Below are 24,115 nucleotides of genomic sequence, written 5' to 3'. Positions count from 1 at the left end.
GACGGCGTGACGCGGCTGAGAAAGCATTGGCTCTGGCCGCTCGTGGTCAGTGTGCTCGCGCTCGGCGCCTTCGCCGGGCTCAGCCTGCTGACGCGGGCGGTGCTCGGTTCACGAGGCGACCGGGCCTTGGCGGACTCCGGCGAGTTCGGGGTGTGGTCGATGCTGATCGGGGCGTCGGCGGTGCTGTTCGCCTTCCTGTTCGCGCACTCGCTCCACCTGACGGCCTGGCGTCGTCTGGCCGGTGTCGCGGCGTGGAAGCCAGCGCTGGCGTACGGGATCTTCGCGGCGATTCTGTTCGCCTTCCAGTGGAAGACCGGTTCGCCGATCGGGAACCTCAGGCCCACGACGGCGATCGGGGTCTCCCGGACCCTGCTCGCCCTCGGCCTGATCGCGGCGGCGCCCGCGGTGCTGGGGTTGTGGCTCAACCACACCCGGCTCCGCCGGATTTCCCGGGTGCTCGACGGCGAGGAGCGCGAGCAGGCGGACGGGGTACTCGGCGAACTCCTCGATTGCAAGCGTGCCAACGGGATCTGTCTGACCGTGCTGGCGCTCATCGTGTCGGCCGCGGTCATCGACGCCGGGGCCCAGCGCCGGGCCTTCCTCGCGACTGGCACCCCGAAGGAGGCCTTTCCGCCGGAAGGGGTGCTGCTCTACGGCGCGCTGTTCACCGCGATCTCGCTGCTGCTCTACGTGCCGGTGTTCCTCGCGTGGAAGAGCCGGTGCGTGCGACTGGCCGACGAGCTCTACCCGTTGCCGCCCGACGCGCGGCCCGGCGAGGACTGGCCGGCCGGCCGTGCTCGCCTGACCCGGCTGCTGGGCATCGACGCCACGGTGGGCAAGACCGTCACGGCGGCGTTCGGGATCCTCGCGCCGCTCGCGACGAGTGTGCTCAGCGTGGCTCTCCCCGGGCTCAAGTAGGGGCGTTGATCGGCCGCAGCCGCCGCGGCCCGGTGTCGGGGCGGGTCGGTGGCGGGCCGAGCACGATCCGGGCGTTGGCGACGAACGCGCCGTCCGGGGAGGCCAGGATCGGGTCGAGCGTCATCGAGCGGACCTCGGGATTGTCCTCGGCGAGGGCGGCGACGCGCAGCACGATGTCCTGCAACGCGGCCAGATCCGCCGGTTCGTCACCGCGGTACCCGGTGAGCAGCGGCGAGGTCCGCGGTTCGCGCAGCAGGGTGGCGGCGTCGACGTCGGTGAGCGGGACGGCGCGGTAGGCCCGGTCCCCCAGCAGCGTGCTGACCAGCCCGGAGAGGCCGAACGACACGAGCGTGCCGAACGACGGGTCGTCCTGCAGGCCGATCACGCAGGACAGGCCCTTGGGCGCCATCCGCTGGACGTAGACGTCATCGTCGCCGGAGGTCTCCCGCAGATCGAGGTACGCCCGGCGTACTCCGTCCACAGAGGACAGATCGAGCCGCACCCCGGCGAGGTCGGGCCTGCCGCGGAACCGTTCGTCGACGGCCTTGAGGGTGACCGGGAAACCCAGCTCTTCGGCCGCTTTCACCGCTTCGTCCGCCGACGTCACGACACGGAAGGGGACGACGTCGATGCCGTAACAGCCCAGAAGCCGGACCACGTCTTCGTCGGAGAGCAGTGTCGTCTTGCCGTCCTCGCCCTTCAGCAGCTCGGCGACGATCACCTGAGCCTGCTCGGCGTGCAGCCCCGCCGGTCGCACCAGGTTCCCCTGCGGCCGCTGACGCCAAGCGGCGTAACGCACGACGCGGGCGAGGGCGTTCACCGCGCGTTCGGGGCTGGGATAGGACGGGACCGAACCCCGCGTCGGCACGCCGTCCTCGGACAGTACGGCCAGTTCGTCCGGCACGCCTTCGACGGCGAGGAAGGTCGACACGATCGGCTTGTTCTCGTGCATCTCCACGACGACCTCCCGCAGGGCGCGGGCGTAGGCGGTGCCGGGGATGGCCAGCGGTGGCACGAAGACCACGACGAGCGCGTCGGTCTCCGGGGAGTTGAGGGCTTCACGCACGGCCGAGGCGAACTCCTCCGGGCTCGCCTGCGGTCCGACGTCGACCGGGTCCGAGGCCAGCCGCAGGCCCTGTGCCCGCGCGGTGTCGGCGGCCAGCAGCCCGATCGCGCTGGAGTTGCCCACGATGCCGACCCGCGGCCCGGCCGGCAGCGGCTGGTGGGCGAAGACCAGCGCGGTGTCGAAGAGTTGCGCGAGGGTGTCGACGCGGACCACACCCGCCTGTTCGAACAGGGCCTGCACGCTGGATTCGTCGACCTCCGCCGAGGTCGCGGCGAGTTGCGGGCGGACGGCATGCCTGCCGGATTTCACCGCCACCACCGGTTTCGTCCGCGCCAGCCGCCGCGCCAGCCGCGCGAACTTGCGCGGGTTGCCGAACGATTCCAGGTAGAGCAGGACGAGGTCGGTCGCCGGATCGGTCTCCCAGTACTGCAGCAGGTCGTTGCCGGAGACGTCGGCCCGGTTGCCCGCCGAGACGAAGGTCGAGAGCCCGAGCCCGCGTGCTTCGGCGTCGGCGAGGATCGCGGTGCCGAGCGCGCCGGACTGGCAGAAGAACCCGGTGCGGCCACGGGCGGGCAGCCGCGGCGCGAGGGTGGCGTTGAGCCGGACCGAGACGTCGGTGTTGAGCACGCCAAGCGCGTTCGGGCCGACCACGCGCATACCGTGCGCCCTGGCCTCCCCGACCAGCCGCAGTTCGGCGTGCAGCCCGTGCGGGCCCGCCTCGGCGAAGCCGCCGGAGACGATCAGGAGGGTCTTGACCCCCTTGGCCAGCGCACCGTCCAAAACGGACTCGACGGCTTCGGCGGGCACAGCGACCAGCGCCAGGTCGACGTCCTCGGGAATGTCCACAACGGACGGATAGGCGCGCACGCCGCGGACGGACTTGTGTTCCGGGTTCACCGGGTAGACGGTGCCGGCGAAGTCGGCGCTCAGCAGATTCGTGAGGGCGACGTACCCGATCTTCGTCGGATCGGTGGAAGCGCCGATCACCGCGACCGACTTCGGGTGCAGCAGGTTGTGCACGCTGCGCGCCTCGGCGGCCTGCTCCCTGGCGCGGGCCACCGCGAGTGACTCCTCCGTCGGGTCGATGTCGAACTCGAGGTGCAGTACGCCTTCCTCGATCTCGCGGCTGACCTGATACCCGGCGTCGCGGAACACCCGGACCATCCCCGCGTTCTCGGCGAGCACTTCGGCGACGAAGCGGCGCAAACCGCATTCCGAAGCGGCGGCCGCCAGATGCTCCAGCAGGATCGACCCGAGGCCGCGGCCCTGGTGGGCGTCGTCGACGACGAACGCGACCTCGGCCGACGGCCCTTGGTCGAGCCGTTCGTAACGGCCGACTGCCACGATGTCGTCGCCCAGCAACGCGACGAAGGCGACCCTGTCATGGTGGTCGACGACGGAGAACCGTTCCAGGTCCCGCTGCGGGATCCGCGGATAGGCGCCGAAGTACCGGAAATAGCGGGTGCGTTCGGACAACCGGCCGTGGAAGGCGACGAGCCCGTCGGCGTCGCTGGGGATCACCGGTCGCAGATGGACCGTGCCCCCGTCGGAGAGCAGGACGTCGGCCTCCCACTCACGCGGGTAGTCGAAGGCGGCGAGCCTGGCGTCCTCAGTGGTCATGGTCAATCCCTCGGATCGTCCGGATCGAGGCCGTGCAGCGGGAAGATCGCGCGGCGGGTGTCACGGATGGCGATGTCGACCGGCTCGTCCGCCCCGTCTCCCCACGGGACGAACCCGGTTTCCCGGTCGTCGGACATCCGGGGCGGGATCTCGGCGTGCGGCGCCGCCCTGGAGATCGACGCGACCCAGTTCGGCGGCAGCGCCGTCGCCGGGTCGACGTCGCGATCGAGCACGGTGGCGAGCAGATGGGTCCAGGACCGCGGCACTACCCGGATCAACTGGTAGCCACCGCCGCCCACGGCGAGCCAGCGGCCACCGGCGTGCGCCTCGGACAGCTCACGAAGCCGACGGTAGATGGCGCGATGGCCGTCCACCGAGAGCGAGAGATCCGCCAGCGGGTCTTCTTCGTGGGAATCGACGCCGCACTGGGTGACGAGGATCTGCGGGCGGAACTGCTCCAGCAGCGACGGCACCACCGCGTCGAACGCCCGCAGCCAGCCACCGTCGCGGGTACCGGGCGGCAGCGGCAGGTTGACCGCGGTGCCCTCGGCGCCGTCCTTGCCGGTCTCCCCCGAGTAACCCGTGCCCGGCCACAGCGTGAACGGGTGCTGGTGCAGGGAAACGGTCAGCACCCGGGGGTCGTCGTAGAACGCCGCCTGCACACCGTCGCCGTGGTGGACGTCGGTGTCGACGTAGGCGATGCGGTCGAAACCGTGGTCCAGCAGCCACGAGATGGCCACCGAACAGTCGTTGTAGACGCAGAAGCCCGACGCCTTGTCGCGCATCGCGTGGTGCAGCCCGCCCGCGATGTTCACCGCCCGGGTCGCCTCGCCGTCGGCGATCTTGCGTGCGGCCAGCAGCGTCGAGCCGACGACCAGTGCCGAGGCCTCGTGCATGCCGGTGAACACCGGGTTGTCCTCGGTGCCGAGCCCGTGCGCGAAATCCGCGCCGGTCATCGGTGCCTGCCGGACCGCCTCGATGTACTCACCGATGTGGACGCGGCGGAGTTCGTCGTCCCCGGCGGGACCGGGGACGAGCAGTTCGACGCCGTCGAGCACCCCGAGTTCGGTGGCGAGCCGGATGGTCAGCTCGAGCCGCACCGGATTGAACGGATGCTCGCCACCGAGGTCGTAACCCAGCAGCGAGGAGTCCCATACGACGGCCGGTGCTCGCATGGTGCGAACTCTAGTGCCCGGAAGCGGCTCGTGCCCCGTGCCGGACCACCGGCGGGTCAGCCCGGCAGATCTCCGGTGGCGACCGGGCGCTCCGGATCACGGGACCAGTGCGACCACGAACCCGCGTACAGCGCCGCGGGCTCCGGGTGGCCCGCGACCTCGAGCGCGAGGACGACGGACGAGGCGGTGACGCCCGATCCACAGTAGACACCGACCGGGGTCTCCGGCGTCACGCCGAATCCTTCGAACCGCTCGGCCAGTTCCGAGGCGTCGCGCCAGCGGCCATCCTCCGCGACATGCCCGGAGAAGGGCGCGTTGAGCGCGCCCGGGATGTGCCCGGCGCGCGGATCGATCGGCTCGGTCTCCCCCGTGTACCTCTGCTTGGCCCTGGCGTCGAAGAGCAGCCCCTCCCTGGCGAGCGCGGCGGCCTCGGCGGCGTCCAGCACCGGCATGCCGCCGGGCTTCACGACGATGTCGCCCTCCTCCGGCACCGGGACCTCGTCCGTGACCGGCCGTTCCTCCTCGGTCCAGGCGGCGAACCCGCCGTCGAGCACGGCGACCTCGGTGTGCCCGGCCCAGCGCAGCAGCCACCACGCCCGGGCGGCGACCGAACCGTCGGCGTCGTCGTAGACCACGACCGGGTGACCGGCGCGGACCCCGGCCGCCCGCAGATGCCGCTGCAGCGTCTCCGGCTCCGGCAGCGGATGACGGCCGCCGTCACCCGGTTCCCCGGCGAGGGCGGTGTCGAGATCCACATACACCGCGCCCGGGAGATGTGCCTCACGGTAGGAATCGGCGCCGGGCGGGCCGGCGAGCCGCCAGCGGACGTCGAGGACTACGGAGCGTGCCGATTCCGGCCCTGAGAGCTGCGCGGCGAGTTCGCTGGTGGTGATCATGGGGCGCATACGCCCATCTTCCCGCGCCTGCCGACGCCAAGACCAGCTTGGGGGACTTTTCCCGCCTCGGGGCTTGTTGTCCCCACGCCTGCGTCGCTGTCGGTGCCAGCGACTACGATGAGCAACGCGGACGAAGGGGACAGCGTGAACGATCTCATCGACACCACAGAGATGTACTTGCGTACGATCTACGAGCTCGAAGAAGAGGGTGTCGTCCCGCTGCGGGCCCGGATCGCGGAGCGGCTGCAGCAGAGCGGCCCCACCGTGAGCCAGACCGTCGCCAGGATGGAACGTGACGGGCTGGTCGTCGTCGCGGACGACAGGCATCTGCAGCTGACCGAACACGGTCGCGAGCTCGCCATCGCGGTCATGCGCAAGCACCGGCTGGCCGAGCGCCTCCTGGTCGATGTGATCGGCCTCGAGTGGGAGCACGTCCACAACGAGGCCTGCCGCTGGGAACACGTGATGAGCGAGGCCGTCGAGCGCAAGCTGGTCAAGCTGCTCGACCACCCCACCACGTCCCCCTACGGCAACCCGATCCCGGGACTGGACAAGCTCGGTGACGGCGATCCCGCCCCACCGGCCGAGGCCGACCTGGTGCGGCTCGACGAGTTCGCCCGCACCGGTGGCGGCGAGGTCGAGATCCGGCGCATCGCCGAACACGTGCAGCTCGACGAGCTGCTGATGACCGAGCTCAAGTCGGTCGGCATCGTGCCCGGTGGCCGGGTCAAGGTCGGCAAGGCGGCTCCCGGCGGCACCATCGAGGTCACCGGCGGCGACAACACCGCCCAGGTCCCCGTTTCGGCGTTGCACGCCGTGCTGGCGCAGGCACGGTGAGCGCCGCGTCCGAAGCCGCGGCGACCTTCCGGACCCTCCACGACCGGGCTCCGGCCGGGGTCTGGTCCGCGCCCGGCCGAGTGAACCTGATCGGTGAACACACCGACTACAACGACGGTTTCGTGCTGCCGTTCGCCCTCCCGCACCGGCTCGCCGCCGCGGCGAGCCCGCGCGAGGACGGCGTGCTGACCGTGGCCACCCTCGGTTCGGACGGCCGCGTCCAGGAATCCGGGCCGCTCACCATCGCCGATCTGCGCCCCGGCACGATCGAGGGGTGGGCCGCGTATCCGGCCGGAGTCACCTGGGTCCTGCGGGACCAGGGTCTCGGCAGTGGCGCGGACCTGGTGATCGCGGGGGACGTGCCCTCCGGCGCCGGTCTGTCCTCGTCCCACGCGCTCGAATGCGCCGTCGCGCTCGCCCTCCTGGGGCTGGCGGGGATCACCCCGGGAGCCGGTGCGGGTTCGCCGACCCTGCACGAGGTCGCCCGGTGGGTCCAGCGTTCGGAGAACGACTTCGTCGGGGCACCGACCGGTCTGCTCGACCAGACGGCTTCCTTGTGCTGCACCGAATCGAACGTGCTGTTCCTCGACGTCCGCTCCGGCGAGCTGGAGCAAGTGCCGTTCCCGCTGGAGGAATCCGGCGTCCGGATCCTGATCATGGACACCCGCACGAAGCACTCGCACGCCGAGGGCGGTTACGGCGAACGCCGCCGGGGCTGTGAGCGCGCGGCGGAACTGCTCGAGGTGAAGGCGCTGCGGGACATCGGCGTCGACGGGCTGGACGCCGCGCTCGCCAAGCTGCCGGACGACCTGGTGCCGCTGGTGCGGCACGTGGTGACGGAGAACCAGCGGGTCCTCGACACCGTGGACCTGCTGCGCGACGGCCGGATCACCGAGATCGGTCCGCAGCTGGACGCCTCGCACGTCAGCATGCGCGACGACTACCGGATCTCCACCCGTGAACTCGACCTCGCCGTCGCTTCGGCCCGTGAAGCCGGGGCGCTCGGTGCGCGGATGACCGGCGGCGGCTTCGGCGGTTCGGCGATCGCACTGGTCCGCGAGTCCGATGTGGACACTGTGGGCCGAGCGGTGAAGGCCGCGTACGAGGCGGCGGATCTGCGCCACCCCAGGCTGTTCACCGCGGTGCCGTCGCGCGGTGCCGGTCGCGACGAGCTTTAGCCGCGACACCCCCGGGCGCGTGGGGTGCCCCGGGGGCGAGGACACTGTGGAGCGACCGCATCCGCAGCAGAAAGGCGCGAACGTGACCGACGAACCGACCAAGACCCTGAAGCTGATGGTGACGGGCGGAGCCGGTTATGTGGGCAGCGTCTGCGCGGCTCGCCTCATCGAGGCCGGGCACGACATCACCGTGGTCGACGATCTCTCCACCGGGCACGCCGACGCGGTGCACCCGGACGCCACCTTCGTCGAGGGCGACGCCGCCGAGGTCGCGCGGCGCGTCCTCGGTGACGGCTTCGACGGTGTCCTCCACTTCGCCGCCAAGTCGCTGGTCGGCGAGTCGATGACGGATCCGGCGAAGTACTGGGAGGGCAACGTCCTGACCTCGCTTCGCCTGCTCGAGGCCATGCGCGACCACGGCACGAAGCGGCTGGTGTTCTCCTCGACCGCGGCCACCTACGGCGAGCCCGAGTCCTCCCCCATTCCCGAGTCGGCGCCGACCCAGCCGACGAACACCTACGGCGCGACGAAGCTGGCCATCGACCACGCGATCACGTCGTTCTCGCGCGCCCACGGAATCGCCGCGGCAAGCTTGCGCTACTTCAACGTCGCCGGCGCCTACGGCTCCTTCGGCGAACGTCACGCCACTGAAACCCATCTGATCCCCCTCGTTCTCCAGGTCGCCACCGGGGACCGCGAGCGGATCCAGATCTTCGGTGACGACTACCCCACCGCGGACGGCACCGCCATTCGCGACTACATCCACGTGGTCGACCTCGCCGACGCGCACCTGCTGGCCCTGCGTCACGTGGTCGACGGCGAGCACCGCATCTACAACCTCGGCAGCGGTACCGGTTTTTCCGTGCTCGAGGTGATCGAGGCATGCCGCCGCGTCACCGGTCACGAGATCCCCGCCGCGGTCGCGCCGCGCCGGGCGGGTGACCCGTCGGTGCTGGTGGCCTCCAGCGTGCGGGCGGGTGACGAACTCGGCTGGAAGCCCGAGCGCACCGACCTCGACGGCATCGTGGCCGACGCCTGGGAGTTCACCCGGTCCCGCCGGACGGCTCGAGACTGAGCACGCACCGCGGCCCTTCCTCCCGCTGCCGCAGAACGATCCCGGCCACTTCGGACGGGGCCAGCATCGAGTCCAAAGCGACTGTCAGCAGCCTGGCCAGCCGGTGTTCCGGATCGACTTCGCAGGCCCTGGCCAGCGCCATCCCGGCGACGGTCAGGTCACCGCGGGCGTAGGCGGCGTGCGCCTTCAGGCAGAGTGCCTCGGCGGATTCCGGTTCGGGTAACTCCCTGGCCAGGCGGAGCCAGAGATCTTCCGCGGCCCTCGCCAGTGGCGAATCCGCGGGAGCGGCGGTGAGCAGGCAGGCACTCCGCACCTCGACGAGCGAAAGCGCCCAAGCCAGCCGGACGGCCTGATCGTCGGTGATCGTCCCGTCGCCGCGTGCGACGCGGGCGAGCGCGGCGTTCACCTCGGCGAGCCCCGCCTCGACGACGGGCTCGCCCGCCCAGGGCGGATCGGCCAGCCTGTTCAGGAGGTCGGCGCGCCGGGCGAGTGTTTCCGGCGGTCCGGCGTCGAAAAGGTGCTCCAGTTCTTCCCGGCTCTCGCGGGTGATGTGGCCGTCGCTGGTGACGACCGCGGCGATCACCGACTCGCGAGGGTCGGGCAGGACGCCACCGCAGGTCGTATCGCGGTAGCACCCCCATGGCACGCCCGCGGCGATCCGCGGCACCCACAGCGGGTGCAGCAAGGGGATGCCGAACTCGGCGAGCGAGGATTCCAGGCGCCGGACGAAGCGGCGGCGCGGAGGCCGTCCGGCCGGGTTCAGGGTGCCACCGCCGATGACGGCCACGGTGGCGCCGGTATGCGCGGTCGCGGCCAGCCGGGCCGCGAGATCGAGCGCCTGGTCTTTCTCCAGGCCGGGCGGTGGGAGGTCCACGCGCAGGGTGAGGCCCTGCCGCTTGCGGTCCGGCCCTCGCTGCCCGAAGACGACGACGGAGTCCTCGGGATGGAATCCGAGGATGTACGGGATCGCGGCGAGCAGGTCCGCCGGATCCTTCAGATCGACCTTGGTCCTGCCGGTCGGGGTGGTTGTGGTCATGCCCCCACCTTGCGGCGGGAATGGGGCCGCCGGGTGGGGGCATGGCAGATCTGTGGACAACCGGGACCGTTGTGGACAACCGCCCCCGGGGCCGGGCGCCGGAACGCCGATCCTGTCGGTGGGGTGGTCTACAGTGCCCGGCCCCGCGGGGTCAGCCGCAGTGCTCGAACGGGCTCTCGTAGGCGTTCGACCCGACCGAGCCGCCCCACTTCACGCAGGTCGAGTCTGCCGTCTTCTTCACCGGCCCGGCGTAGTAGGTGAAGCTGCCGGAGTCGGTCACGCGGGCCGAACCCTGGACTTCGAGGAACGCCGACACCGGCGAGGCGGTGCCGAGCGAAACCGCCTTCAGCGTGGTCACGCAGTTGGCCTTGGTCGAGGCGTTGTAGAGCAGGTACGCCGTGCCCGAATTGTTCGCGAGCCCCTGCGAGTCGACCACCGAGAAACCGCTGCCGCACACCTCCGTGGCCTCGTACGGGTTGCCGCCGCACGAGTTCTTGCTGGTGAAGTCGGTGTGGCCGTAGTACGGCACCGCGACCCCGTTCAGCGTCGCCTTCTGCGCCACCCCGTTGAGCCGCTCTTCGAAGTGCAGGTGCGGCCCGGTCACCCCGCCGGTCGCGCCTGCCGTGCCGAGCTGCTTGCCGAGGCTGACGGCCTGGCCGACCGAGACGGACTGGGTCGACAGGTGGGCGTAACGGGTACGCCAGCCGCCGCCGTGGTCGACCTCGACCCAGCGCCCGTAGCTCGTGCTGCCTTCGTCGGCGACCCGGGTGACGGTGCCGCCCGCCGACGCCAGCACCGGCATCCCGGTGATCCCCGACTTCTGGAAGTCGACCGAGTTCGCCGGGCTGTGCCCGCTGAACGTCGCGGCGGTGACCGTCACACCGCATTTGAACGGGACCTGGAAATTCGGGGCGGCCGACGCCTGCGTCGTCCCGGCCATGGTCAGGCCGAGCGCGGGGATGACGGTGGCCGCGGCGAGTACCGCGAGGCGGCGCAACCTGGACATGGAGACCTCCATCAGCTGGGGAAGCCGGACACGTCGAAGCAAAGACGGAGGAAATACATTTTCCATACAAGACCGCGGCCGGGTGGGTGTTTTCCGCTCTCGGGATCCGATCGGCCACGGTGGCCTGGGCCTGGCTCGCGGCGAAGTACTCGATGCCCCCCTTCCTTGCGCCCAGGTACAGGTACTGGGGCGAGTTTTGCCGCGCCACACTCTGCGCGTGAAGGCCCCCTTCCCTCGGCTGAGCAGAGGGAAGGGGGCCTTCACGCGCCAAATCGGTACCAGCCCCGGGGCTCAGCCGAAGGCGGCGCGCAGCGCGGGCTTCCCGCCCGCCACCGGCAGCACCACGGTGGTCCGGTTCAGTTCGAGCGCGATCCCCGCCCCGGGCTTCGGCCGGAGCGTGTAGTCGTGATCACTGGAGGCCAGCAGGAACTCGATCTTGTGCCCGGCCGCGAGCAGATAGTCCTTCGCGACCAGTTCGACCTCGACGCGGTAGCTCTCGCCGGGGGTGATCGGATCGGTACGGGCGGGGTCGCGGCGGTTCTGCGGATCGGTCCAGCCGCGGCTGATCACCTTGGCCGTACCGTCCGGGGCACGGTCGACGAGCACCGCCGTCACGTTCGCGGCGGGCTTGTCGAAGGACACCGACAAGCCGGCCTTCGCGGTACCGGCGAGGCGTACGGGCTGCTTCGCCGCGGAGGTCGAGTACAGCAGCCGGTTGCCCGACGACGTCGCGTCGGCGAGCTGTTCGATGGTCTTGCTCGCGTCGTCGGCCAGCTTTTCGACGGCGGGCTTGCCAGGAACGGGATTACGCGTGTCGAGCGAGCCCTTCGAGGAACCACCTGGCCACGGGTAGAGCTTCACGTCCTGGGTGCCGGGCAGCGGCCACTCTGGCTCGTCCACCCACGACTTGTCCTCGCGCTGGATGGTGGCCTTCGGCTCGCGCTCGATGCCGTTGTCCACGTCGTAGAGGTAGTGCGACATCCACTTGTTCAGCGTGGCGAGCCAGACGTCGCGGCGGAGGCTGTACGGGTCGGCGTGCCCGGACTGGTGCAGCCAGATCTTGTGCTCGACGCCGCGCGCCTTGAGCATTTCGTACCACCGCGTGCCCTGGTCGGTCTTGACGTTCCAGTCGCCGAGACCGTGCACCACGAGCACCGAAGCGCGCACCTTGTTCACGTCGTTGCGGTAGTTGCGCACGTCCCAGAAGCGGCTGTAGTCGCCGGTCACCCGGTCCTGGTCGACGGCGATGCTGTCGATCAGCGGGCGGCAGACGGCACGATCCTGTCGCGTGTAGACGTAGTCGGCGAGCACGTCCGCGTCCTCACCCTGGAAACCGCCAGCCGCGACGACGGCGCCGTCGTTGCGGTAGTAGTCGTACCAGCTGGAGATCGCCGCGATCGGGACGATCGTCTCCAGCCCTTCGACGCCGGTGCTGGCCACCGCGTTCGGCAGCGTCCCGTTGTAGGAGACGCCCATCATGCCGGTCTTGCCGGTGCTCCAGTCCGCGACCGCGGCCTTGCCCGCCGCGTCCCGCGCCGTCGTCCTGCCGTTCAGCCAGTCCACAATGGACTTCGCGCCGATGGTCTCGTTGACGTCGCCGGTGCTCGGGCAGCCGGTGGACTGGCCGCTGCCGAGCGATTCGCCGTACACCACCGCGAACCCGCGGGCGGTGAAGTAGTCCTGGTAGCGCCAGCTGATCGGCACCGCGTTCGGGCCGACGGTCTTGGTCGCGATCCGCGGCCCCGCGGGGGCACGCTTCGCGCCGGGCACGTACAGCTCGACGTCGACGTCGTGGTTCGCGACGTCGTTGCCGCCCGCGTAGTACGGGCTGGCCTGGTAGACGACCGGGACCTTCATCCCCTGCTGCGTCGCGCGCGGCCGCACCACCTCCGCGTGCACGAGGTCGTCCTTGCCGTCGCCGTCGCTGTCGACGGGCGCGGTGACCCAGACGTTCTCCCGGATGACATCGGCCGGGTCGAAGACCGGCTGCGCCTGACCGTCCTTGAAGACCGGCGCCGGTGGCGTATCGGCCTGGGCCGGCAAAGCCGTCGCTGGAAGGACCAGGACGGCGGTGAACAAGGCAGCGAGCCTGGCGACTCTCACGTGACCCCCAAAACGGGCATGGCGGGCAGGACCCAGCTGAGGTTTCCGGCCACCCGAACAGGTGTCAAGAGACTAACGTCGGGGGCATGCCGAGCACCGTGGAAGCCCCGATCGTCGCCGTCACCGTCTACCCGCACCACGCCCGGATCACCAGGCGGGCGTCGGCGCGCCTCGACGGGGAAACGCGTTTCGCCTTCGCGGGCCTGCCGTGGAACCTCGACGCCGATTCGGTCCGGGTCACCGGTTCCGGTCCGGCGGTCATCGCCGGGGTCGACGTCGCCGTCGAACGCCATCCCGCGCCCGCGGACGCCTCCCTGCGCGCGCTGACCGAGCGCCGGGAGACCGCCCAAGCCGAGGTCGACGCGGTCGCGGACGCCGTCGCCGCGGAGACCGCGAAGGTCGATCTGCTGACCGGGGTGGCGACGCGCAGCGGCAAGAGTTTCGCGAAGGCGCTCGCGGCGGGCACGGCGGAACCGCCCCGGGTCGCCGAAGTCACCGACGCGCTCGGCACGCAACTTGCCGACGCGCTCGGGAAACGGCGCGAACTCGGCGTCCGGCTCGCCCGGCTCCGCGACGACCTCGGCGCGCTGGACCGCGAGATCCAGGCGAAGCAGGGCGTGTCCGAAGTGGACAGCGCGACGGTCACGGTCGAACTGGAGAGCGGGGAGGACGGCGCGGAGATCGGGCTCGAACTGTCCTATGTGGTCGCGAACGCGAGCTGGGAACCGGGATACGACGTCCGTGTCCGCGGCGAGGACGTCACGGTGACCTGGTACGGGCGGATCACCCAGCACACCGGCGAAGACTGGCCGGAATGCGAGCTCGCCCTCTCCACTGCGCGCCCGGCGAACACGGTGGAGGTGCCGGAACTCGCGCCGTGGTTCCTCGACCGCGTACGCCCGGTCCAGCCGCCGATGGCGCGTGCCGCGTACGGCAGCGCGTCGCCCGCGGGCGGCGGGATCCCGGAGTCGGTGGCCCTGGCCGCGCCCGCCGGGCCCCCGATGGCGATGCGGACCGCCACCGCCGAAGAAGGCACCACCGCGGTCACCTACCGTCCCGGCCGCCCGGTGGCGGTGCCTTCGGGCGCGCAGGGCCACCGGACGACGCTGGCGCAGCTGGACCTGACGGCGAAACTGGGCTACGTCACCGCCCCCTCGATCTCGCCGGAGGCTTACCTGCGGGCGACCGTGGTCAACACCTCCGAGCACACGCTGCGGCCGGGGAAGGCGTCGGTCTTCCACGAGACGGAGTTCGTCGGCACCACGCGGCTGGAGGTCTGGGCGCCGGGCGAGGAACTCGAACTCGCCCTCGGCGTGGACGACCGGATCCGGGTCGACCGGGAGCTCACGCACCGCTCGGCGAGCAAGGCGACGCTCTCCGGCGTGCGTAAGCGCGAGGCTTCCTACACCACGACGATCACCAACCACAGCCCGCGCGAAGCGGTCGTGACCGTGCTGGATCAGGCGCCGGTCTCCCGCGACGAGGCGATCACGGTCCGGGAAGTCCGCGCGGTGCCGGAGCCGGTGGAGCGGTCCGAGCTGGGCGAGTTCACCTGGCGGCTGACGCTCGCTCCGGGCGCGGACGCCGTCGTGACGCTCGGGTACCGGGTGGACGTCGCGAAGGGAGTCGAGCTGTCGGGGTGGCGGGAGTAGGCCCTCGCGATGCCATGAAAGGTCCTTTCCTTGCAAAATTTGCAAGGAAAGGACCTTTCATGGCACTCGCCGGAGCGGAATCAGCCCTGCGAGATGTAGGCCTCGAGCTGTTCCTGGCTCTTCTCCAGCTGTTCCATCCGCGTCTTCACGACGTCGCCGATGCTCACGATCCCCGCGAGCCTGCCGTCGACCAGGACCGGGACGTGCCGGATGCGGCGTTCGGTCATCAGCACCGACAGCTGGTCCACCGAGTCCTCGGGGGTGCAGCTGGCGACCATCTTGGTCATGATCGCGGCCACCGATCCGTCGAGCAGCTGGGGCCCGCGTTCGTTGAGCCGTCGCACCACGTCCCGTTCGGAGACGATCCCGACGATCCCGCCTTCGGCGTCGACGACCACCAGGGCCCCGACGTTGTGCTCCGCGAGTCTCTCGAGCAGCTCGGTGACGTTCGTCTCCGGCGAGACGGTCGCGACGGCCGCCCCCTTGTTCCGCAACAGATCGGAAATCCGCATACGCGCTCCTCCCGGCTGGGTGACCTGAGTCACTCCAGGTTATGGCCTGGCAGCCATGGGCGAAAGTCCGGAGAGTCCGGTTCGATGCCCAGCCTGGTCGCGAGCGCGTCGTACGCCTGGATGATCCCGGTGCCGTAGGGGTCGTCGCCGAGCGCGCCGAGGGTGCCCCGGCCCAGCTCCCACTGGGCCTTCGCGGCCTCGTGATCACCGAGTTTGCGGTAGTCCTCGGCGAGGTTCAGGTGCAGCGACGGATAGAACCCGCGCACGGCCAGGGTCGCGTGGTACTCCTGTGCGCGTTCGTCGGTCAGCGAATCCGCGGCCGCGAGCGCGCGGAGATCCCAGGCGAGCTCGTCGGCCGGGTCGTCGCAGACGTCGGCCATGTAGTGCGCGAGCGCGCAGCGGTGCAGCGGGTCGCCGTCCTCGCCGATCCGCTCCCACAACGCGGCGAACCTCTCGCGCGCACCGGCCCGGTCCCCGGAGATGTGCAGCTGGAGGCCGGTGTGGATCTCGGCCATCACGTCATCGGTCATTTGACGTCGGCCGCCGGCGCCGCCCAGGTGTTGCACGCCGAGGTCGCCTTCGCGGAGAACCCGGCCTTCGCCCACTTCAGCTGGTTGCGGCGGCTGCCGTGGGTGTCGCTGTCGTCGGTGCGGCCGTAGTCAGCGAGCGCCGCGTTGGCCAGTGAGGTGCCGATCGACCCGCGCCCGGAGGCGGCCGCGAGGGCGAGCGCGCCGAAGCAGTTGGCCTGCAGTTCGATGCGTCGGACCAGTTCCTTGTCCGCCGGACTGTCCTCCTCCGGGGAGGACATCTTCTCCGCGGCCGCCGTCAGGATCCCGCTCGACCGCTGGACGTGGTGCCCGTACTCGTGGGCCATCGTCGCGAGGTGACGCGACCGTTCGAGACCGGCGTCGCCGAGCATCCATTCGGTCGGCGCGTAGATCGTGGTGTCGCCGCCGCAGTAGTAGGCGACGGCCTCGGTCTCGCTCGGCGCCTTCCCGCAGGCGCTGGTCTTGGGCAGCGTCACCTGGACGGTCGCCGTCAGCGTCGGCTCGTTCGCCTGGTCCAAAGCCGGTTTCCAGGCTTCGGCGAGACAGGAGGCGAAAGTCTTGTAGTACATCTCCAGTTTGGCGGGGTCACGACTGATCGCCGGGAGGCGGCAGGTGACCGCGCCGAGCGTGACCCCTTCGGCCAGCAGCGGGTTCGTCTCCAGTTCCCGCACCTCCTTGGGCGCGGGTTTCGCCTTCCCGGCGGGCGCCTTGGCCACTTCCGAGGTGAGCCCGTCGGCGGCCGGGAGGGCCTGGCCGTCGATCTTCCGCGGTCCGCTCGCCATCGCCATCCCCGCCGCGGTCAGGACGGCGACGATGAGCAGCCCGACCACGGCGGAACCCGTTTTGCGGGGGCTTTCGGGGCGAGGCGGGGACGGCGCGAACGGTCTGGGTACCTCGTCGGTGCCGGTCATGGTCTCCCCCAAGCGTGCGAGCCATCAGCATACGGAATGCCACACCTGGTGGCGCCAGGACGGAGAGCCCGGCGAGACTGTCAGCATGAGTGACGAGGACCCGTACCTGTGGCTGGAAGACGTGACCGGCGGAGAAGCGCTGGACTGGGTGCGAGCCCGCAACGCCGAAGCTCTGGCGGAACTGGCGGGCGGCGAGCGGTTCGCCGGGATCCGTGACGAGGTCCGCCAGGTCCTCGACGCCGACGACCGGATCCCGTACGTCCGGCGTCGCGGCGAGTATCTCTACAACTTCTGGCAGGACTCGGCCAACCCCCGCGGGCTGTGGCGCCGCACCACCCTCGAGCAGTACCGGCTCGACGCGCCTGAGTGGGAGCTCCTGCTCGACGTCGACGCGCTGGCCGAGGCCGACGGCGAGAACTGGGTGTGGCAGGGCGCGGCCGTCCTCCGGCCGGGTTATCAGCGCGCGCTGGTCGAACTGTCACGCGGCGGCGCCGACGCGACCGTGGTCCGCGAGTTCGACCTCGACGAACGCCGGTTCGTCGAAGACGGGTTCTTCGTACCCGAAGCCAAGACCCGGATCGGCTGGATCGACCGCGACCGGGTCTACATCGGCACCGATTTCGGCGCGGGGACGCTGACCAGCTCGGGCTATCCGAGGCTGGCGAAGGAATGGCGGCGCGGCACCCCGCTCGAAGAGGCGACAGTGGTCTTCGAGGGCAAGCCGGACGACGTCTCGGTCTCCGCCCACCACGACCCGACCGAGGGATACGAACGCGACTTCGTCTACCGGTCGATCGACTTCTACCGCACCGAAAGGTATCTCCGGACGCCCGGCGGTCTCGAACGGATCGAGGTCCCCGAAGACGCTCAGACGTCCTCACACCGCGAATGGCTGCTGATCCGGCTTCGCTCGGACTGGACCGTCGACGGCACCACGTACCCGTCCGGGACCTTGCTCGCCTCCGGGTTCGATGCCTTCATGGCCGGCGAGCGCGACTTCACGACGCTCTTCACCCCCGACGCGCATACGTCACTGGAGTACTGGGTGTGGACACACAACCACCTGTTGCTCTCGACGCTGTCCGACGTCCGGACGGAACTGCGCGTACTCACGCCCTCGGAGAACTGGAGCTCCCAGCCGCTCGCCGGCGCGCCGGAGCTGGGCACGGCCCAGATCATCGGCACCGACCCCGACGTCAGCGACGAGTACCTGCTCGACTCCAGCGGCTACACCCAGCCGTCGACGCTGAGCTACGGGCACGTCGGCGGCGACGTCGAAGTCCTCAAACGCGCTCCCGCGTTCTTCGACAGCGAAGGCATGACGGTCTCGCAGTACTTCGCGACGTCGGAGGACGGCACGAAGATCCCGTACTTCGTCGTACGTCCCTCCGGCGCGGAAGGCGGGCCGACGCTGCTGACCGGCTACGGCGGCTTCGAGGTCTCACTGACGCCCGGCTACAGCGGCGTGATCGGCCGCGGCTGGCTCTCGCGCGGCGGGACCTACGTCGTCGCGAACATCCGCGGCGGCGGCGAATACGGGCCCACCTGGCACACCTCGGTCACCAAGGCCAAGCGCTACAAGGTCTACGAGGACTTCTCGGCCGTCGCCGCCGACCTCGTGGAGCGCGGCATCAGCGAACCTGGCCGTCTCGGGATCCAGGGCGGCAGCAACGGCGGGTTGCTGATGGGTGTCATGCTGACGCGGTACCCGCACCTGTTCGGCGCGATCGTGAGCCAGGTACCGCTGCTGGACATGAAGCGGTACCACAAGCTCCTCGCGGGCGCGTCCTGGATGGCCGAGTACGGCGACCCCGACGACCCCGCCGAATGGGACTACATCGGGAAGTACTCGCCGTACCAGAACGTCCACAGTGGACGCGTGTATCCGCCGGTCCTGTTCGTCACCTCAACCAGGGACGACCGGGTACATCCCGCGCACGCGCGCAAGATGGTCGCTCGGATGCTGGAGCAGGGGCACGACGTGCGCTACCACGAGAACATCGAAGGCGGGCACGGCGCGGCGGCCGACAACGAGCAACTGGCGTTCAAATGGGCGCTGGTGCTCGAATTCCTGTGGGAGAAACTCGCCTCCTGACCCGCCGGGAAGGGGACTTCCGCGGCGGAAGTCCCCTTCCCGGGGTCACGCCGTCACCCTCGCCAGCACGACCCCGCCCACGATCAGCCCCATCGCGGCGAACCGCCCGAAGCTGAGCGGGTCCTTGTGGACCACGACGCCGAACACGATCGCGCCCACCGCGCCGATCCCGGTGAACACGGCGTACGCGGTCCCCACCGGGACCGAATCCATCGCCTTCGACAGCAGGTAGACCGCGGCGACACCGAGCACGAAACACAGCACGGTCGGCCACAGACGGGTGAAGTTCTCCGTCGGCTTGATGCTCTGCGACCAGGCGACCTCGACGACTCCGGCCAGCAGCAGGATTCCCCAGCCCATCAGGCTTCCCTTCCGGCCGAGGCCAGCTTTTCGGCGCCCAGCAGCGCCTGTTCCCGCGACGCGATCCGGTCAGGATCACGCGGGCTCAACCGCGGGTCGACAAGGGCGTTCGTCAGCTCGGAATGCAGGAACGTGACGTCGTGGACGTCGTAGTGCCCGGCGAAGAAGTCACGCAGATAGCGTTCGTGATGGTCGACCGGCTCGCGCGGCGTTCCCGGCAGGTAAGTGCCCCCACGCGCGCCCGCGACCACGAAAGCCTTGCCCGCCAAGGACATCTTCGGGAACGTCACCTGGTCGATCCACAGCTTGAGCGTCGCCGGGATCGAGAAGTTGTACATCGGCGCCCCGATCAGCACGACGTCGGCGGCGAGCAGTTCGGCCAGCAGCGGCTCGATGATCGCCCAGGCCTCACGCTGCCCGGCCGTCTTCACCACCGACGCGTAACCGGCCGGATCGGTGATCTCGCCGGCGAGGAGGGCGTCACAGATCTCGGTCCACGCCTGTCCGATCGGTGGCACCGGTTCGGCCGCCAGATCGCGGTAGGTGTAGCCCGCGCCAGGGTGCGCGGCGCGCCAGACCTCGGCGAAGCGAGCGCTCAGCTCGCGGGAGAAGGACGTACGGCGGGCGCTGGAGTCGAGGTGGAGAAGGTGGCTCATCGGGCCTCCCGGACCAGGAAGTGGACACGGCGTCCACTTGCTTCGACGGGTACAAGTGGACGACGCGTCCGGATATTCCCTAGGCTGCGGACATGCCGACAGAAGATCTGCTCGCGAACGGTCCAGGACGGGAACGAGCCGATGCCGCCCGCAACCGCGCGAAGATCCTGAAGGCCGCCGAGGAACTCTTCGCCGCGCGTCCGGCCGCGGACGTCACCATGGAAGACATCGCCAAGGCGGCCGGCGTCGGCCGCGCCACGCTGTACCGCCGCTACCCCGACCGCTCGGCGATCGCCGTCGCCCTACTGGACGAACACGAGCGGGAGCTACAGGAGCGACTGCTCACCGGCCCTCCCCCGCTGGGACCCGGCGCGCCACCCGCCGAACGGCTGGCCGCGTTCTACGCGGCGATGACCGGTTTGCTCGACCGGCACGCCCATCTCGTGCTCGGCACCGAGGTCGGGCATTCACGGTTCACCACCGGCCCGTACCGGCTGTGGCGCACCCACGTCCGTTTCCTCGCCGAGCAGGCGGGCACGAAGGATCCGGACGCGCTCGCCGACATCCTGCTGGCGCCGCTCGCCCCCGAGGTGTTCCTCTATCAGACCGGCGAACTCGGCCTGAGCCCCGAACGGATCACCGAGGCACTGAAGGAGCAGGCGCGGCGGGCGTTGTCCTGATCAGCCGCCGAGGCCGTCGACGACGACCTTCATCACGGCCTGCCAATGCTCACGTTGCGCCACACGCTCCTCCGGCCCGGCGAGCCGCTCCTGATGGAAGACCACGACGGTCTTGCCAGGACCGGCCGGACGGAGCCCGACCTGGACCGTGCTCTCGTGGTCCCAATCCTTCGGCCGCCAGGTGAGACGGATCTTCTCGCGTTCGCGGTAGCCGCGAACCTCGCCGACAGTGCCCTCGGCCGTCTCGTACGGCGCGCCCTTCTCCGGTTCCAGCCGCACTTCACCCAGCCAGTCCGCGAGCCCCGGACCCGAGAGGTAGTCCCAGACGTGCTCCAGCGGATACGCCACCGTCTTGGACACGCCGATCTCCCAGCCCGCGTCCTTCGTCTTCCCGACCACGCCGCCTCCGCCTGTAACCGTCTTAACTGGTTTCCGAAACCGACTATAGTGGTTACATGACCCCGGGTACAAGACTGCTCGTGAGCGCACAGGGTGAGCGGTACCGGTTCGATCCGGGCAGCCTCAGCCTCGAACTCATGCTGACCGGCGGCCCCGGCCCGTACCAGCGGTACGAGATCGCGCACACGCCCGCCGACCTCGCCGAGTGGTTCACCGGCTCCCGGCTCGCGCTGACCGCGCCCCTGACCGACGTCCGGATCCGGCCCGCCGAACTCACCGCGCTCAAGGAGCTTCGAGACGCGCTCTACCAGGTCGTTCCCGCTCTCGCACACGGCGCGCCGCCGTCAGCCGAGGCGCTGGCTTCGCTGAATGACGCGACCGGGGCGAGCCCGCGGCCGGTGATCGATCCGGAAACCCGGCGGCTCGCCTGGGCACCGCCCATCACCGGCGAGCAACTCCTCGGCGCCGTCGCCCGCGACGCCGTCGAACTCGTCTCGGGCCGGCGGTCCGGCCGCGTCCGCGAGTGTGCCGCGGACGACTGCTACCTGCTCTTTTTCGACACCTCACGCTCAGGCAACCGCCGCTGGTGCTCGATGGAGCGGTGCGGCAACCGGGCCAAGATCCGGGCCTACCGGGCGCGGGCCGAACCGTCGTGATCGCTAGGATTCCCGGCGATGCAAGGTGCGGCGAAGCTGGAACAGCGCGTCGTGGAGACGGCGGAGAAGCTGTTGTCCACGCGGAAATCGGTGACCGCGCTCGACGTCCTGGCCGGGATCGGCTGGCTGTCGGACAACGTCATCAGGGCCTGGCAGCAGAGCAGGATCCCCGACCTGTCGACGGCGCTGCCGGTGAACAAGGAAAAGCTGAGCTTCGCCCTCGGAGCGCTCCAGAGCTGGGCCGCGGCCAAGGGCCTCGAAGGCTCCGAGATCGAGCACGTCGCGGCGACGCGTGACCGGGCCACCCTGAGCGCGACTTCGGGTGATCTGGCCGACCTCGAACCGCTGTTCCGGACGCACTGGATCATGCCGGGACTGTCCGACGCCAAACGGGCGCAAGTCGTCGCGCGGCAACAGAAAGCCCCCGACCTCTTCGTCTGGGTCGCGATCAAGGACTGGACCTGTGCCGAATGCGGCGGTACCGGCGATCTGCTGTACCTGGAGAAAGAGGTGCCGCATTGCCTCGACTGCGCCGATTTCGGCCACCTGGTCTTCCTGCCTTCCGGTGACGCGACCCTGACCCGTCGGGCCAAGAAGGCGAGCCGCCTTTCCGCCGTGGTCACGCGCTTCAACCGGTCACGGAAACGCCAGGAGCGGCAAGGAATCCTGGTCGAAGAAGAGGCACTTCGCAGCGCCGAAGAACAGTGCTTCGCCGACGAGGACGTCCGGGAACGACGTCGCGTGCGTGATCGCGAGCGGCGCGCCCAGGAGGACGTCGAGTTCACCGCCCGGTTCTTCACCGCGATCACCGAGATGTTCCCCGGCTGCCCGCCGGAGCGGGCGCGTGCCATCGCCGAACACGCCGGTCAGCGCGGCAGTGGCCGGGTCGGCCGGTCCGCCGCCGGACGCGAACTGGCCGAGCGGGCGGTGTTCCTCGCCGTCGTCGCCTCGATCCGGCACCTCGACACCGACTACGACGACCTCCTCATGGCGGGCGTGGAACGGCAGGCCGCCCGTGACCGCATCCGCTCGACCATCGACACGGTGCTCGAGCGCTGGCGTTCCTGAGGCCCGTCACGGTTGAACCCCGGGATCACAGCAGGCCGCGAGCACGAGCCCATTCACCGAACTCGGCGCCGGTACAGGGCAAACGCATACCCGTGTCGCGGACGGAGTCGATGAGATTACCGGCGGCCACCTCGGTCAGTTTCCCGTTCCGACAGGCCCTGGCAAGGAGCCAGACCGTCCCGTGCACCTCCAGGCCATACCGCCTGGCCACCCGGATCGCGGCCTGGTCATCGGTTATCGCCGTGCCACACTCCAGCTCCGCGACGGCGAAAACACTGGCCTCGCCCCGGTCCCGTTCTCCCGCGCCGATCCTTTCGGACCACTTCACGAAATATTCGAGTTCCCGGATCGTGTCCAGTCGACGCACTTTGACCCATTCGAGCTCCAACGCGTCCCGCAGAGCCGGGTGCGTCGAGGCGCCGAGACGCAGCTCCTCGATGACCACGTAGGTGGTACGGCATTCGTCAGCGATGAGCAGATCGCGCAGAACATCCAACCGGTCCGCGCGTGCGAAATGATTCAGGCACATCGCGTCGAGGACCAGAGAACGTTGACCGGTCACGAGCCGGCGCCCGTCTCGATCCCGGGAAGATCTTCGATCCCGACTTCGCCATGCATGAGCTCGACGGCTCGCGTGGGCGTGACGAAGTGCTGCCGTAAGGCCTCCATCACAGCGTGGGCGTACCCGGGAGGTACCCGCACCCCCTCCAGATCAGGCTGCGGGACCCAGCCGACGGCATCTCTGAGCTCCGCCCTCGTCGGCGCGTCGGAGAACCATTTCGTCAGCCGGTCTCCGTCGAGCAGACCGACCTGCCCCGCCTGGCGAACGGTAAGCGACCACGAAGTGCGGAACACCGCCGACAGCTTGATCAGTTCACCGCGCAGATCATCCCTCGCCACCCGTTCGAGCACGGAGGACGGAAGCAGGAATTCAGCGGCGAACGCGTCGATGACCCGCTCTCGATCTTCACGAGAGGTCGATACGCCGAGATCCGTCGAATACTCGTCCCCCAACACGAAGTGGCCCAGTTCGTGAGCCGCTGTCGCCCGGCGCCTGCCCGGATCGGCGAGCCTGCTGACAACCGATACGCCGAAGTCTCCGTCGATCAGCGAAGCACCATCTCCGGGAAGATCCGACACCAGGACGTACTGACCTGCTCGTTCGCACACCGCCATCAACGTTCGAATCGGCTCTTGTCCCAAGCCGTGCCGCTCCCTCAGCCACAGGGCCGCCTCGCGTGCCCCCGCCGGGTCCGAGACCGTGCGGTCGTACAACGAAGCCTTGCCAGGTTCGAGGAGATCGAGCGCGATCATCTGCCGGACGTCGTCCAGCCAGGCCACCAGCTTGGCCTCCAGCCGGTACGAATCCCGGGAGACCGCGCTGTCCGTGTCGTCGACCAGGCTGGTTCGCCGCGACAGAACCGGTGGGCGCTCGCGGAGAAAGTGTCCCATGGGCACCTGTAGCGCGGCGGCCAGCTTCGCCAGCTCGAGCGCGTCGATCTGGCGCCCGCCGGACTCGATCTTGGCGATCTTCGTGCGCTCCAGACCGACAGCGCTCGCCAGACCGGCCTGCGACATGCCGGCCGCCAGCCGACTCTCCCGGACGCGCTCGCCCACCTCGGTCCATTCCACCGGACCAGTGTGGTGCGATTTTCGCACATTCGTCAA

23 protein-coding genes are annotated in these 24,115 nt (G+C 70.0%); 9 read left to right on the top strand and 14 right to left on the bottom strand.

The genetic code is table 11. The annotated features are described in order from the left end of the window. Positions 1-6 precede the first annotated feature (6 nt). Positions 7-918 carry a hypothetical protein gene (locus ACZ5ZX_RS24755; RefSeq protein WP_465504355.1) on the top strand — a complete coding sequence of 304 codons (912 nt, stop codon included), beginning with the start codon at positions 7-9 and terminating at the stop codon, positions 916-918. Here ACZ5ZX_RS24755 and ACZ5ZX_RS24750 read toward each other — a convergent pair. Genes ACZ5ZX_RS24750 through ACZ5ZX_RS24740 form a run of 3 tightly spaced genes read right to left on the bottom strand, consistent with a single transcriptional unit; the run spans position 911 to position 5,684 of the window. Then, the gene (locus ACZ5ZX_RS24750) at positions 911-3,604 is read right to left on the bottom strand and encodes a bifunctional acetate--CoA ligase family protein/GNAT family N-acetyltransferase (RefSeq protein ID WP_465504354.1); all 2,694 of its coding nucleotides are present in this window, start codon (positions 3,602-3,604) and stop codon (positions 911-913) included. The two genes, ACZ5ZX_RS24755 and ACZ5ZX_RS24750, sit on opposite strands and share 8 nt — an antisense overlap. 2 nt (positions 3,605-3,606) lie before the next feature. Beyond that, positions 3,607-4,779 carry an acetoin utilization protein AcuC gene (locus ACZ5ZX_RS24745; RefSeq protein WP_465504353.1) on the bottom strand — a complete coding sequence of 391 codons (1,173 nt, stop codon included), beginning with the start codon at positions 4,777-4,779 and terminating at the stop codon, positions 3,607-3,609. A 56-nt stretch (positions 4,780-4,835) separates the two neighbouring features. Next, a complete protein-coding gene (locus tag ACZ5ZX_RS24740; protein WP_465504352.1) occupies positions 4,836-5,684 on the bottom strand; it encodes a sulfurtransferase in 849 nt (282 codons plus the stop codon). 108 nt (positions 5,685-5,792) lie between these two features. Between ACZ5ZX_RS24740 and ACZ5ZX_RS24735 the strand changes: the two genes are divergently transcribed. The 3 genes from ACZ5ZX_RS24735 (at position 5,793) to galE (ending at position 8,765) form a co-directional block, all read left to right on the top strand. Continuing rightward, on the top strand, positions 5,793-6,512 hold the full coding sequence (locus tag ACZ5ZX_RS24735; RefSeq protein ID WP_081736173.1) for a metal-dependent transcriptional regulator: 720 nt from the start codon (positions 5,793-5,795) through the stop codon (positions 6,510-6,512). Beyond that, on the top strand, positions 6,509-7,690 hold the full coding sequence (gene galK, locus ACZ5ZX_RS24730) for a galactokinase (RefSeq protein ID WP_465504351.1): 1,182 nt from the start codon (positions 6,509-6,511) through the stop codon (positions 7,688-7,690). The genes ACZ5ZX_RS24735 and galK overlap by 4 nt, the downstream gene beginning before the upstream one ends. A gap of 115 nt (positions 7,691-7,805) precedes the next feature. Then, positions 7,806-8,765 (top strand): UDP-glucose 4-epimerase GalE, encoded by a 960-nt coding sequence (gene galE, locus ACZ5ZX_RS24725; RefSeq protein WP_465504458.1) that lies wholly within the window; start codon positions 7,806-7,808, stop codon positions 8,763-8,765. Here galE and ACZ5ZX_RS24720 read toward each other — a convergent pair. The 3 genes from ACZ5ZX_RS24720 to ACZ5ZX_RS24710 form a co-directional block, all read right to left on the bottom strand. Continuing rightward, positions 8,734-9,801, bottom strand: coding sequence for a DUF4192 domain-containing protein (locus ACZ5ZX_RS24720; protein WP_465504350.1), 1,068 nt, complete (start codon positions 9,799-9,801; stop codon positions 8,734-8,736). The genes galE and ACZ5ZX_RS24720 overlap by 32 nt on opposite strands. A gap of 151 nt (positions 9,802-9,952) precedes the next feature. Beyond that, a complete protein-coding gene (locus ACZ5ZX_RS24715) occupies positions 9,953-10,807 on the bottom strand; it encodes a M23 family metallopeptidase (RefSeq protein ID WP_465504349.1) in 855 nt (284 codons plus the stop codon). A gap of 291 nt (positions 10,808-11,098) precedes the next feature. Continuing rightward, positions 11,099-12,910, bottom strand: a complete 1,812-nt coding sequence (locus tag ACZ5ZX_RS24710) for a Xaa-Pro dipeptidyl-peptidase (protein ID WP_465504348.1) — start codon at positions 12,908-12,910, stop codon at positions 11,099-11,101. An 86-nt stretch (positions 12,911-12,996) separates the two neighbouring features. Here ACZ5ZX_RS24710 and ACZ5ZX_RS24705 point away from each other — a divergent pair, with 86 nt between their 5' ends. Continuing rightward, complete coding sequence (locus ACZ5ZX_RS24705; RefSeq protein ID WP_465504347.1) at positions 12,997-14,562, top strand: DUF4139 domain-containing protein; 1,566 nt, start codon at positions 12,997-12,999, stop codon at positions 14,560-14,562. Positions 14,563-14,642: 80 nt separating this feature from the next. Here the strand turns inward: ACZ5ZX_RS24705 and ACZ5ZX_RS24700 are convergent, their stop codons facing one another. From ACZ5ZX_RS24700 to ACZ5ZX_RS24690, 3 genes are read right to left on the bottom strand one after another with little or no spacing between them, the layout of a single operon-like run. Beyond that, a complete protein-coding gene (locus tag ACZ5ZX_RS24700) occupies positions 14,643-15,074 on the bottom strand; it encodes a CBS domain-containing protein (RefSeq protein WP_465504346.1) in 432 nt (143 codons plus the stop codon). A 29-nt stretch (positions 15,075-15,103) separates the two neighbouring features. After that, positions 15,104-15,604 carry a hypothetical protein gene (locus ACZ5ZX_RS24695; protein WP_465504345.1) on the bottom strand — a complete coding sequence of 167 codons (501 nt, stop codon included), beginning with the start codon at positions 15,602-15,604 and terminating at the stop codon, positions 15,104-15,106. Continuing rightward, on the bottom strand, positions 15,601-16,533 hold the full coding sequence (locus ACZ5ZX_RS24690; protein WP_465504344.1) for a neutral zinc metallopeptidase: 933 nt from the start codon (positions 16,531-16,533) through the stop codon (positions 15,601-15,603). Before ACZ5ZX_RS24690 ends, ACZ5ZX_RS24695 begins: the two co-directional genes overlap by 4 nt. An 85-nt stretch (positions 16,534-16,618) precedes the next feature. Here ACZ5ZX_RS24690 and ACZ5ZX_RS24685 point away from each other — a divergent pair, with 85 nt between their 5' ends. Next, positions 16,619-18,628 (top strand): prolyl oligopeptidase family serine peptidase, encoded by a 2,010-nt coding sequence (locus tag ACZ5ZX_RS24685; RefSeq protein ID WP_465504343.1) that lies wholly within the window; start codon positions 16,619-16,621, stop codon positions 18,626-18,628. A gap of 45 nt (positions 18,629-18,673) precedes the next feature. On the opposite strand, the gene ACZ5ZX_RS24680 is transcribed toward ACZ5ZX_RS24685, so the two are convergent. After that, the gene (locus ACZ5ZX_RS24680) at positions 18,674-18,988 is read right to left on the bottom strand and encodes a DMT family transporter (protein WP_465504342.1); all 315 of its coding nucleotides are present in this window, start codon (positions 18,986-18,988) and stop codon (positions 18,674-18,676) included. After that, positions 18,988-19,644, bottom strand: a complete 657-nt coding sequence (locus ACZ5ZX_RS24675; RefSeq protein ID WP_465504341.1) for an FMN-dependent NADH-azoreductase — start codon at positions 19,642-19,644, stop codon at positions 18,988-18,990. Before ACZ5ZX_RS24675 ends, ACZ5ZX_RS24680 begins: the two co-directional genes overlap by 1 nt. 92 nt (positions 19,645-19,736) lie before the next feature. Between ACZ5ZX_RS24675 and ACZ5ZX_RS24670 the strand changes: the two genes are divergently transcribed. Further along, the gene (locus ACZ5ZX_RS24670) at positions 19,737-20,324 is read left to right on the top strand and encodes a TetR/AcrR family transcriptional regulator (RefSeq protein ID WP_465504340.1); all 588 of its coding nucleotides are present in this window, start codon (positions 19,737-19,739) and stop codon (positions 20,322-20,324) included. On the opposite strand, the gene ACZ5ZX_RS24665 is transcribed toward ACZ5ZX_RS24670, so the two are convergent. Continuing rightward, positions 20,325-20,723: an SRPBCC domain-containing protein gene (locus ACZ5ZX_RS24665; protein ID WP_465504339.1), complete on the bottom strand. Its 399-nt coding sequence runs from the start codon at positions 20,721-20,723 to the stop codon at positions 20,325-20,327. Between the two features lie 56 nt (positions 20,724-20,779). On the opposite strand from ACZ5ZX_RS24665, the gene ACZ5ZX_RS24660 reads away from it, so the two are divergent. Continuing rightward, positions 20,780-21,379 (top strand): CGNR zinc finger domain-containing protein, encoded by a 600-nt coding sequence (locus ACZ5ZX_RS24660; protein ID WP_465504338.1) that lies wholly within the window; start codon positions 20,780-20,782, stop codon positions 21,377-21,379. 18 nt (positions 21,380-21,397) lie between these two features. After that, positions 21,398-22,447: a DUF2293 domain-containing protein gene (locus ACZ5ZX_RS24655; protein WP_465504337.1), complete on the top strand. Its 1,050-nt coding sequence runs from the start codon at positions 21,398-21,400 to the stop codon at positions 22,445-22,447. Between the two features lie 25 nt (positions 22,448-22,472). On the opposite strand, the gene ACZ5ZX_RS24650 is transcribed toward ACZ5ZX_RS24655, so the two are convergent. Next, positions 22,473-23,009 carry a PIN domain-containing protein gene (locus ACZ5ZX_RS24650; protein WP_465504336.1) on the bottom strand — a complete coding sequence of 179 codons (537 nt, stop codon included), beginning with the start codon at positions 23,007-23,009 and terminating at the stop codon, positions 22,473-22,475. Then, positions 23,006-24,079 carry an ImmA/IrrE family metallo-endopeptidase gene (locus ACZ5ZX_RS24645; protein ID WP_465504335.1) on the bottom strand — a complete coding sequence of 358 codons (1,074 nt, stop codon included), beginning with the start codon at positions 24,077-24,079 and terminating at the stop codon, positions 23,006-23,008. Before ACZ5ZX_RS24645 ends, ACZ5ZX_RS24650 begins: the two co-directional genes overlap by 4 nt. Between the last annotated feature and the right edge of the window lie 36 nt (positions 24,080-24,115).

The sequence above is a fragment of the Amycolatopsis sp. NPDC033938 genome (assembly GCF_055575975.1).
The sequence above is the reverse complement of the archived record's forward strand: the minus strand, read 5'-3'. Positions and strand labels throughout refer to the sequence as shown.

What these genes read in the sequence shown, in the direction of transcription:
- ACZ5ZX_RS24750 (WP_465504354.1), bottom strand. Translation starts at nt 3,604, where the DNA reads ATGACCACTGAGGACGCCAGGCTCGCCGCCTTCGACTACCCGCGTGAG.
- ACZ5ZX_RS24745 (WP_465504353.1), bottom strand. Translation starts at nt 4,779, where the DNA reads ATGCGAGCACCGGCCGTCGTATGGGACTCCTCGCTGCTGGGTTACGAC.
- ACZ5ZX_RS24740 (WP_465504352.1), bottom strand. Translation starts at nt 5,684, where the DNA reads ATGCGCCCCATGATCACCACCAGCGAACTCGCCGCGCAGCTCTCAGGG.
- ACZ5ZX_RS24735 (WP_081736173.1), top strand. Translation starts at nt 5,793, where the DNA reads ATGAGCAACGCGGACGAAGGGGACAGCGTGAACGATCTCATCGACACC.
- galE (WP_465504458.1), top strand. Translation starts at nt 7,806, where the DNA reads ATGGTGACGGGCGGAGCCGGTTATGTGGGCAGCGTCTGCGCGGCTCGC.
- ACZ5ZX_RS24720 (WP_465504350.1), bottom strand. Translation starts at nt 9,801, where the DNA reads ATGACCACAACCACCCCGACCGGCAGGACCAAGGTCGATCTGAAGGAT.
- ACZ5ZX_RS24715 (WP_465504349.1), bottom strand. Translation starts at nt 10,807, where the DNA reads ATGTCCAGGTTGCGCCGCCTCGCGGTACTCGCCGCGGCCACCGTCATC.
- ACZ5ZX_RS24705 (WP_465504347.1), top strand. Translation starts at nt 12,997, where the DNA reads ATGCCGAGCACCGTGGAAGCCCCGATCGTCGCCGTCACCGTCTACCCG.
- ACZ5ZX_RS24700 (WP_465504346.1), bottom strand. Translation starts at nt 15,074, where the DNA reads ATGCGGATTTCCGATCTGTTGCGGAACAAGGGGGCGGCCGTCGCGACC.
- ACZ5ZX_RS24695 (WP_465504345.1), bottom strand. Translation starts at nt 15,604, where the DNA reads ATGACCGATGACGTGATGGCCGAGATCCACACCGGCCTCCAGCTGCAC.
- ACZ5ZX_RS24690 (WP_465504344.1), bottom strand. Translation starts at nt 16,533, where the DNA reads ATGACCGGCACCGACGAGGTACCCAGACCGTTCGCGCCGTCCCCGCCT.
- ACZ5ZX_RS24685 (WP_465504343.1), top strand. Translation starts at nt 16,619, where the DNA reads ATGAGTGACGAGGACCCGTACCTGTGGCTGGAAGACGTGACCGGCGGA.
- ACZ5ZX_RS24680 (WP_465504342.1), bottom strand. Translation starts at nt 18,988, where the DNA reads ATGGGCTGGGGAATCCTGCTGCTGGCCGGAGTCGTCGAGGTCGCCTGG.
- ACZ5ZX_RS24675 (WP_465504341.1), bottom strand. Translation starts at nt 19,644, where the DNA reads ATGAGCCACCTTCTCCACCTCGACTCCAGCGCCCGCCGTACGTCCTTC.
- ACZ5ZX_RS24670 (WP_465504340.1), top strand. Translation starts at nt 19,737, where the DNA reads ATGCCGACAGAAGATCTGCTCGCGAACGGTCCAGGACGGGAACGAGCC.
- ACZ5ZX_RS24660 (WP_465504338.1), top strand. Translation starts at nt 20,780, where the DNA reads ATGACCCCGGGTACAAGACTGCTCGTGAGCGCACAGGGTGAGCGGTAC.
- ACZ5ZX_RS24655 (WP_465504337.1), top strand. Translation starts at nt 21,398, where the DNA reads ATGCAAGGTGCGGCGAAGCTGGAACAGCGCGTCGTGGAGACGGCGGAG.